10 protein-coding genes and 1 pseudogene are annotated in these 8,857 nt (G+C 70.1%); 3 read left to right on the top strand and 8 right to left on the bottom strand.

Annotated elements, in window-relative coordinates:
• Nucleotides 1-754 (top strand): glutamate-cysteine ligase family protein (locus DIZ27_RS43590; RefSeq protein WP_258308890.1); only part of this gene is annotated, 754 nt, incomplete at its 5' end.
• Between the two features lie 326 nt (nucleotides 755-1,080).
• Here the strand turns inward: DIZ27_RS43590 and DIZ27_RS43585 are convergent.
• Complete coding sequence (locus DIZ27_RS43585) at nucleotides 1,081-1,584, bottom strand: hypothetical protein (protein WP_146229140.1); 504 nt, start codon at nucleotides 1,582-1,584, stop codon at nucleotides 1,081-1,083.
• Nucleotides 1,585-1,748: 164 nt separating this feature from the next.
• Here DIZ27_RS43585 and DIZ27_RS43580 point away from each other — a divergent pair.
• Nucleotides 1,749-2,509 (top strand): IS5 family transposase gene (locus DIZ27_RS43580; protein ID WP_375232087.1). Its coding sequence is split into 2 segments (ribosomal slippage): nucleotides 1,749-2,058 and nucleotides 2,058-2,509, totalling 762 coding nucleotides; the frame shifts between segments, so codons are not numbered across the junction.
• 7 nt (nucleotides 2,510-2,516) lie between these two features.
• On the opposite strand, the pseudogene DIZ27_RS43575 reads toward DIZ27_RS43580, so the two are convergent.
• The 7 genes and pseudogenes from DIZ27_RS43575 to DIZ27_RS43555 form a co-directional block, all read right to left on the bottom strand.
• Nucleotides 2,517-2,771 (bottom strand): annotated as a pseudogene (locus DIZ27_RS43575) (IS6 family transposase); the annotation flags it as partial.
• A 335-nt stretch (nucleotides 2,772-3,106) separates the two neighbouring features.
• Nucleotides 3,107-4,189 carry a hypothetical protein gene (locus DIZ27_RS43570; protein WP_146229139.1) on the bottom strand — a complete coding sequence of 361 codons (1,083 nt, stop codon included), beginning with the start codon at nucleotides 4,187-4,189 and terminating at the stop codon, nucleotides 3,107-3,109.
• A 464-nt stretch (nucleotides 4,190-4,653) separates the two neighbouring features.
• A complete protein-coding gene (locus DIZ27_RS48265; RefSeq protein WP_258308889.1) occupies nucleotides 4,654-4,782 on the bottom strand; it encodes a hypothetical protein in 129 nt (42 codons plus the stop codon).
• A 64-nt stretch (nucleotides 4,783-4,846) separates the two neighbouring features.
• Nucleotides 4,847-5,557, bottom strand: a complete 711-nt coding sequence (locus DIZ27_RS43565; RefSeq protein WP_181384017.1) for an IS6 family transposase — start codon at nucleotides 5,555-5,557, stop codon at nucleotides 4,847-4,849.
• Between the two features lie 75 nt (nucleotides 5,558-5,632).
• A complete protein-coding gene (locus tag DIZ27_RS46415) occupies nucleotides 5,633-5,776 on the bottom strand; it encodes a hypothetical protein (RefSeq protein ID WP_181384016.1) in 144 nt (47 codons plus the stop codon).
• A gap of 364 nt (nucleotides 5,777-6,140) precedes the next feature.
• Nucleotides 6,141-7,061 carry an NADP-dependent oxidoreductase gene (locus tag DIZ27_RS43560; RefSeq protein ID WP_109383797.1) on the bottom strand — a complete coding sequence of 307 codons (921 nt, stop codon included), beginning with the start codon at nucleotides 7,059-7,061 and terminating at the stop codon, nucleotides 6,141-6,143.
• Nucleotides 7,062-7,183: 122 nt separating this feature from the next.
• Nucleotides 7,184-7,822 (bottom strand): HD domain-containing protein, encoded by a 639-nt coding sequence (locus DIZ27_RS43555; protein ID WP_109383796.1) that lies wholly within the window; start codon nucleotides 7,820-7,822, stop codon nucleotides 7,184-7,186.
• A 596-nt stretch (nucleotides 7,823-8,418) separates the two neighbouring features.
• Between DIZ27_RS43555 and DIZ27_RS43550 the strand changes: the two genes are divergently transcribed.
• On the top strand, nucleotides 8,419-8,857 hold a 439-nt coding region (locus tag DIZ27_RS43550; RefSeq protein WP_146229138.1), incomplete at its 3' end, for a transposase family protein.

The following is an 8,857-nucleotide window of genomic DNA, read 5'->3' as shown; positions in this document are numbered from 1 at the left end:
GTGCCTGGTCTCGCCCTGGCTGCCGCCGCTGCTGGCGCTGTCCGCCAGCTCACCGTTCTGGCTCGGCGCGGACACCGGCTACGCGAGCTGGCGCACGATGCTGTGGCAGCGCTGGCCCACCGCCGGGCCGGCCGGCCACTACCCGGACGCCGCCGGCTACGACGCGGCGCTCAGGGAGCTGATCGGCTCGGGYGTCATCAGCGACCCCGGCATGGACTACCACGACGTGCGGCCCTCCGCGCACCAGCGCACGCTGGAGCTGCGGATCTGCGACGCCTGTCCGCGGGTGGAGACGGTSGTGCTGGTCGCGGGGCTCTTCCGGGCGCTGGTCCACGACGCGTGCGACCGGCTGGCCCGCGGGGGCGGCCCCTGGTGCGACGGCCACCACGAGTGGCTGCGGGCCGCCACCTGGCGGGCCGCCCGCTCGGGCCTGGAGGGCGCGCTGGTCGATCCGGTCGCCCGGCGCGCCGCCCCCGCCCGCGGGGTGCTGCACGGCMTGGCGGTGCGGCTGCGCCCGGCGCTGGAGGCGTTTGGCGACTGGCAGCACGTGCACGAACTGCTCGCGCGGGCGCTGGCCGACGGCAGTGCCGCGCACCGGCTGCGGCGGGCGGCCCAGGCCGAGGGCCTGCGCGCCGGTGTCGCCCTGCTGGTCGCCGAGACCCGGGGCGCGCCCGTCGTGCGGGCCGCCGCGCCGGCCGGCCCCGCCCGCGGTGGCCGGGCCGGCCCGGCCACCGCGGGCGGGGCCGGCACCTGACGGCGCCGGCCGTTGCGCCGGGTCCGCAGGTCCGGCCCGCTTCCCCGCCGGCCGCCCGCGAGGCCGTCCGAGGGCGTGGTCCCGGGGGCCGGCCGGCCCGGGATGATCTCGTGGTTGACCGTGCCGGGGAGGGATTCGCTCGGGTCGTCCGCGCCGCCGTACCAGGGGCACCGGTACCCGGCGGAGGTGATCTCCCGCTGCGTGGGGCGGTACGTCCGCTTCCCGCTGTCGTTCCGGGAGGCCGGGGAGCTGCTGCCCGGGCGCGGCGTGCTCGTCTCCTGTGAGACCGTCCGGTACTGGTGTGTGAAGTGCGGGCAGGGAACGTGTCATGCCATCGCTGGCTGCGCGGGCCCCCCGGGCTCTGTCCGCTCGGTGGCGACCTGCCGGCCCTGGTCGCGTGCGGCGCGGTCCCGCGCGATGTGCTGGTGTTCGGCGCGCTGGCGTGCGGCCTGCTCACGGGTGATCACTTCGGTGGCGGCGCCGACGGCGACCGCGATCGGCCACTCCACGGCCTCGACCACGGCCATGGCGCCGAGGAGGCCGTAGAAGGCCAGCTTGCGGGGCGAGGGGAGGATGGACGTGGCCGGGCGGGCGGTGGAGAACATGTCGCCCGGGGTGACGTAGGGGATCGGAACCCGGGCGTGCGCGGTGTGCAGGTGCAGCACCTTGCCACCCGCCCGCGCCTCCTGACCGCGACCCTCCTCCTCGCGGCGCTCAGCAGTTGCCTGCTGCGCCTCCTGGGTGCGGGTTTCCTCGGCTTGGGCGTCGGCCCGGGGCTGGGTCGGTTGCTGTTCTTGCTGGGGCTGTGGCTGGGTGTTTGGGGAAGTCATCTCCGCCCTCCCGTACATGCTGGGAAGTTGGTCGGCGGGATTACCCGAGCCGGGTTTCACCCTAAGCCCCGATAAACCACCTAAGACGTCATCTCATTTGGAGAGTTCGGTAGTCTGCGGCCGTGGGGATCGCAGAGCGCTTGGTGCCGGACGAGTTGTGGGAGATGTTCCAGCGGGTGGTACCGCCCGCCCCGACACGGCCACAGGGCGGCGGCCGACGCCGCTACGGCGACCGGGAGGTGCTGGCCGCGATCGTGTTCGTGGCCACGTCCGGGTGCACCTGGAAGCAGTTGCCGCCATCGTTCGGGCCCTCCGGGCCGACCGCCCACCGGCGGTTCACCGAGTGGACCCGCGCCCGGGTCTGGGCCAGGCTGCACCGCCTGGTGCTGGACGAGCTCGGCGCGCGTGGTGAGCTGGACTGGTCCCGGTGCGCGATCGACTCGGTCAGCCTGCGGGCGATGAAAAAGGGGACCTGACCGGCCCGAATCCTACCGATCGCGGCAAGTACGGGTCGAAGATCCACCTCATCACCGAACGCACCGGTCTGCCGCTGTCCATCGGGATCTCCGGGGCCAACCTGCACGACAGCCGGGCTTTGGAGCCGCTGGTGCGGGGCATCCCGCCGATCCGCTCCCGCCGCGGACCGCGCCGCCGCAAGCCCGGCAAGCTCCACGGCGACAAGGGCTACGACTACCGACGCCTGCGGCAATGGTTGCGCAGCCGGGGCATCACCCACCGCCTGGCCCGCCGCGGCATCGAATCCTCTACCCACCTCGGACGACATCGCTGGGTCGTCGAGCGGTCGATGTCCTGGCTGGCCGGGTGCCGCCGGCTCCACCGCCGCTACGAGCGCAAGGCCGACCACTTCCTCGCCTTCACCAGCATCGCCTGCACCCTGATCTGCTACCGCCGACTCACCAAATGAGACGACGTCTTAGGTAGACCTCGTCGAGGTGCCACGTGTCACCGGCCTGGGGCCTGCCGCGGCGTAGTCCGGCCGCGTACTGGGGTCCGAACCGRGTGCACCACTGCCGGATGGTCTCGTGGGAGACGATGATCCCGCGGGCGAGGAGGAGCTCCTCGACCTCGCGGAAGCTGAGCGGGAAGCGGTGGTACAGCCACACCACGTGGGAGATGATTTCCGCCGGATACCGGAACCCCTTGTACGACGGCGCTGCGGCCTCCACGACGCCCCTCCCCGAATCCCGTGAACCAACCGGAGATCATCCTGCCAGCAGGACCCACAACAACCTGACAATGCCCTTCCGGCCGCCCTGTCTGGCGATCTTCAGAAAACGTTGGTTTCCTGAAGGCTCGGCACCCGGCCGGCACCGGACACCGTGATCGACAGCGGCCCGTCCCCGCTTATTCACAGAGCAGTTCGGTGGTGACGAGGGCTCGACGGCTGAAGAGATCGAGGCGGGGATGCTGGAGAAGTCGAAGGAGTTCGCGGCGGCGGGCAACCGTGTGTACCTGCCGCTCGCGAAGACGGGCGGCAGGTCGGCCGGCTGGCCCGGCCGCCTCAGTGGAGGGGGGGCCGCCAGGCCACCAGTCCCGGTCGGCCCGCCTCCGCGAAACCCACCGCGAACGGCTTGTCGTCGTCGTCCGTCACCAGGTGGATGCTGCACTCCGTCACGCTGTCGCCCGGCGGGATCATCCGGGCGACCCAGTCGGACGGACAGCCGAGGATCTTCGTGTCGAGGACGAAGGGGGTCTTCCCCCGTATCTGCCGACCGCCCTCGGTGAGCAGGCGGACGCGGTCGGCTTGGTCGGCGTAGAGGTCTTTCAGCCCGGTGTTGGTGTAGGTGACCGACACGTAGTACGGGACGCCGCGTCGCTCGTTCTCGTTGAGGTCGAGGTCCAGGCCCGCGAGGTCGGCCGCGCTGCCCCGGCGTACGGAAACCAGCGTGGCGGGCAGTTCGAGGACGCCGTCCTCGCGGGCGTCCCACCGGACGCGGACGATGTCGCCCGGCTCCGCCAGCCCTGCGGACGCCGCCTCAAGGCCGCCCTCGACGGGCCAGGTGGCGACCGCGCCGCCCTCGTCGAGGTAGCCGTCGGCGTTGTGCGTCAGCGACAGCACGCCGACGCCCTCGGGCAACGCGTAGGTCACGCAGGTGTTGTACGAGTCGCCGGGCGCCAGCGTCTTCGGCGCGGTGTCCGCGCAGGGCAGGTCGACCCCGCCCGGCCTGCCGCCGCTGACGTAGACCTCCTCCCCGCGCGCCCAGTCGGTGCCGTTCAGGGCGAAGTTGCTGTCCACCATGTAGGCGGCGGGGATCTTCTTCCGGCCGGTGTTGGTGACCGCGAAGGTGAGGTAGTGGGGGACCATGCCCTTCAGCTCCTCGTCCACGCGCGCCCCCCGCATGTCCTCCTTCGAACCCCGGATTAGGCTCTTGACCGTGATCCTGACCTCGTACGACCGGTGGTCAGTGTCCGTGTGGACGACGTCCCGTGCGCCGGTCCGCACCGGCAGGTCCGTCCAGGAGGCAGGCTTCTCCGCGGCTCGCTCCACGGCCCCGCCCGCGCCCTGTTCCCCCGTGCACCCGGCGAGGAGGGGTATCGCCGCCGCGCCCATGGCGGCCTTTCTGATGTAGCTAGACAGGCGCATGGACTTCCCTTGCCGCACGATGATCCGGATCCGCCGGAGGACTGACGCATCGTAGGACGTCACAGCGGAGGCGGAGGCGGCGGGTGGAGGACCCGGTGCGGTTGCTGTCGCTTCTGGCCCTCAGCGAGAGTCTGGCCGAGCCGCAGGACCACGAGAGGCTGGTCGCGTTGCGCGCTCAACGCCGCCGCGCTCGTACGGCTCCACCGGAGGAGACGCCCGAGACTGGCGAGGCCTCCGCCTGCTGAGCTGCGACCTCGCGCGCAGTTCGGGCCAGTGCTGCCCGCGCTTCTGCTCGGAGATCTTAGTGCTGCATCAGGCCGATTCGCTGCGTTGTGATGTGCTGCGGCACGTGTGCGGGGCAGCCCTTCGTGCCACACCGGCGTCAGTCGGCACAGGGGCGGGACGGGGTTCGGGAAACGAGGTCCTGCGGGAGCTGTCCGGCATGATCTCGGCCGGTTTGTCCGTCACGCTGCTGTCTTGTCATCGTCACCGAGGACGCTGAAGTCGACGTCCAGGCGGGCGTCGTAGTCGTCGGGGGTGATGCCGAGTTCGTGGGTGGAGTACTCGCCGAACCGTTTGATGGGCGTTGTCACGTTGTTGGGTGTGCGGGTGCCTGACGGTGTCGAGGTGTGGCGGGGCCGGGTGCCGGCCCTGGGCTCAGGCCGCGGCAGGCCGGCCGGTGACGCCGGTGACCTGCTCCCAGATAGCGAAGCGGACGGTCATCTCGGCGCGGTGTTGGGTGCCGGTCATCAGGTGGCGGCGGGGCCGGAAGTGAGGTGAGATGCCGCTGAACGCGGACAGGGACCGCTGCGCGGCGCCCACGCTGCGGAAGCCTTTCATCGCGCGTTCGCGTTGCCGGGTGGGCTGATGACTGTTCTCGGCCCGGTTGTTCAGGCCCTCATGGGAACGGTGCTCGACGGAGGGCGTGACCTCGCGGTGGGCCGCGCCGTAGGAGCGGAGCTTGTCGGTGACGACCACCCGCGGCACCTCGCCCGTCTTCGTCAGCAGCGCGCGGAAGAAGCGCCGGGCCGCGGCCGTGTCCCGGCGGCTCTGCACCAGGATGTCCAGCACCATCCCGTCCTGGTCGACAGCCCGCCACAGGTATTTCTGCTCACCGTTGATCCTGATGAAGACCTCGTCCAGATGCCACGTGTCGCAGGGCCGGGGCTGCCGGCGGCGCAGGCCGCTGGCGTACTGCTGACCGAACTTCAGGCACCAGCGCCGCACCGTCTCGTACGAGACGATCACGCCGCGCTCCAGCATCAGCTCCTCAACCTCGCGGAAACTGAGCGGGAAGCGGAAGTACAGCCACACGCAGTGCGAGATCACCTCGACCGGATACCGGTGCCCCTTGTACGACGGCGACATGCCCTCCACGGACGACCCCCTCCATCGTGATCAGCCCGAGGATCCTCCCATCCTGTCAGCCAACGTGACAGCGCCTCAGGTCGGTATTGAGGTGGGCGCCGTCGCCGAGCCGGTCACCTCCTGGCAGTGCTCGGCCAGGCCAAAGCCCCGCCAGACCTTCGCGTCCGCGGTCCTTCCCGGCACCGGATGGGCCGCCGCCAGGCGGGTCTGCGTGTCCACGATGACCTGTGCACGTCCGCCGAGGACCGGTAGGTGCAGGAGAGGCCCTCACCTGCCGGTTGCGGACTGGGATCACCGTTTTGTCCACGATCCACAACCGCTCCACCGTGTCCTGAGAGGTGCGGGCCGGCTCGAGTGCGAGCGGCTGCTGTGGACCCACGCCGAAGATGTCAACCGCGCCCTGCTCGCCTCCCCTCCAAGCGAGGTGGCGTCGAGCCGCCCGTCCGAGTGCCTTGGAGCGGACGGCTCGACGCCACCTCGTACGCGGGGGAAGTCATCCCTGCCGTGCTGCGCCGGCTGCCGTCACACCGTGCCGGCGGATGCCGTCCGTCGTGCCGGACGGACGGCACGACGGACGGGTTCCTCAGTCCTCGGCGACTCGGATGACCGTCCGGCCGGCGATGCGCCGCTCAGGGGCGAAGGCAATGGCCGTTTCAGCCAGCGGCCGCACCGCGCCGACCCGTACTTTCAGCCGTCCGTCCCTGAGCCGCTGAGCGAGGTCGGCGAGGCGTGCACGGTCGGGTTCCACCACGAAGAAGAGCGCCCGCCCGTCCTTGGGCCGGACGGTGGGCGGGTGGGCGATGGTGACGAGCGTGCCGCCGGCGCGTACGAGTGCAGCCGAGCGGTCGAGGATGTCACCGCCGATCACGTCGAACACCACGTCGACCTCGCCGGCGTCCTCCAGCCGGGCGGCCGCGAGGTCCAGGAACGCGTGTGCGCCCAGATCGAGGACGGTGGCCCGGTCGGCGGACCGGCCGGTGCCGATCACGCGGGCTCCCGCCTCGCGCGTGAGCTGGACGGCGATCGAGCCGACACTGCCCGCGGCTCCGTGGATCAGGACGGTCTGACCGGTTGCGATCCGCGCGTGGTCGAACAGACCCTGCCAGGCGGTCAGCCCGGAAATCGGCAGCGCGGCCGCCACTGTGTGGTCGATGTCCGCGGGCAGCGGAGCGAGGTTGCGGGCCTCCACGGCGACGTACTCGGCCAGCGAGCCGTTGCGGGTCCAGTCGGTCAGTCCGAAGACGCGCTGGCCGATAGTGGGGCCGGTGGTTCCGTATCCGAGCTCCGCCACGACGCCCGAGACCTCGTGCCCCGGCACGCTCGGAGTGCGGTCGCGGCCGGCACGGTCGGACCATGTTCCAGGCCAGTCGAGCTCTCCGCGAGTGAATCCCGCGGCATGCACTCTTACGATTACATCGTTTTCGGCGGCATGAGGATGGGGCAGGTCCTCCAGGGTCAGCCCGCTGACACCGGCGTTGCGGTCCCGGACAGTGATGGCTCGCATGCCTGTTCCTCTTTCTGTTCCTGTGCACTCGCGGGCGACGCCTTGCCGAGGGTTACGATCGTCGCGGCCGCAATCCGCTGCCCACGGGATCACCGCACTGCCCTGGCTTCTTCGAGCGCATTTCAGCTCGGCCAGGGCGCCTCGGTGACGCGCTCGACCATGGTCTTGCGGCGGAAACCGGGAACGAAGTGCTCCAGCACGTCCGCATTGACGGTCCCGTAGGTGGTGTCCGGACGATTTTTGAGTCCCTCGACGAATGCCTGCAGAAATTCCTTCTTGAATTCTCCGCGCGGATGCGCGGCAGCGATTTCGTCCACCAGATCGCCGTTCAGCCTGTCCAGCCCCCAGCCGACCGCGTCGGTCAGGACACCGTAGCTGGTGGCAGCCGTCTCCGGGCCCATCCGACCAGGAATTTCTGGGGTCGTGTGCAGCGCGATCGCCGTCCAGACCATGTCGGCGGCGCTCTCCGGGAACCCGCGGTTGAGGAGGAACCTCCGTGCGTGATCGGCGCCGTCGAGTTCAAAGCGCTGCTCCGTGGCGGAGTACGGGGTCAAAAGACCGGTATCGTGAAACATCGCGGATATGTAGAGCAGTTCCGGGTCAGGCCGGAGACTGAGCTCCTGCGCATGGAGGGAGCCGAAGAGAAAAACACGCCGGGAATGCTGGAAGATGAGGGGACTGGTCTTTTCTCGAAGAAAGCTCGTGGCCTCTGCCACTGCCGCGGTCTCGGGGATCTCCACCCCTGCGATGATGTCGATCATGATGTCCGCGCTTCCAGTGCGGTGTGTGACGAGTGGACAGTGCGCCCGTCCTCCAGGGTGCCGACCGCGTGGCGTATGCGCAGCCCCAGTCCGGCCATGAACCACTCGAATCCAGACGCCTGAGGAGAGAAACCGTGACCTCCGACACTCACCACCGGGCCGCGATCCTCGTCCTAGTACTCCAGCAGCACGTTGACGTTTCCCCTGCTCAGGGGCGGTTTGGGCGAGTGTAGTGGGCTGGGTTCCGGCCCGTGTTCTCTTTCCCGGACCGCCCCTCGATCATGTGCCGCCGCCGCTGACAGTGGCAACGGTCTGGGCAGCCCCCCGGCGTGATCGACGAGCGTGCAGTTGAGATCTGGAACGACGAACTCGAGGAACTCTTCCTGCGCACCGGCCACCGCTTCAAGCGCGTCGAGCCGCGTCGCAGGATGCAGGGACTTTGCAAGGTTGCGGGTTGGGTGAGGTTGCCCGGTGATGGGCTGCCATGTCGCTTTATGGAGCCCGGATGCAGGTGCAGGCACGGCCTCGTTGATCATGTGAGTGTCGAGTTCACGTAACCACAACCGAAGACCGTGCCTGCTGTCTCATCTTCTCCTATGCCGTCGGGCCTGGAGCAACTGGCCCGTACCCCGTCACCGCAGCCGCTGCCCGACGCGGTGTGCCTCGCCCGCTTCCTCGCGGGGCTGCCGGATCCGCGCGACCGCCGTGGCCGGCGTTTCCCGCTGACGGCGATCGTGACGGCTGCCGCGGCGAGCGTCCTGACCGGTGCGAGATCCCTGACCGCGATCGCCGAGTGGATCGCGGATGCGCCCCGCTGGGTCCTTCTGACCCTCGGCTTCGCGTTCGACCCGTTCAGCAAGGCGGTCACAGTGCCGCATCCCACCACGGTGAWGCGGCTGCTCAGCCGCCTCGACGGCGACGCCTTCGACGCCGCGGTGAACACGTTTCTGCATGCCAGAGCCGCTCATCCGGAAGCAGGGAAAGCGCGGTGGCGGGCGGTCGCCGTGGACGGGAAACAGCTGCGCGGATCAAGAG

Source organism: Streptomyces sp. NWU339 (assembly GCF_003143855.1).
GTDB lineage: Bacteria > Actinomycetota > Actinomycetes > Streptomycetales > Streptomycetaceae > Streptomyces.
The sequence above is the reverse complement of the archived record's forward strand: the minus strand, read 5'-3'. Positions and strand labels throughout refer to the sequence as shown.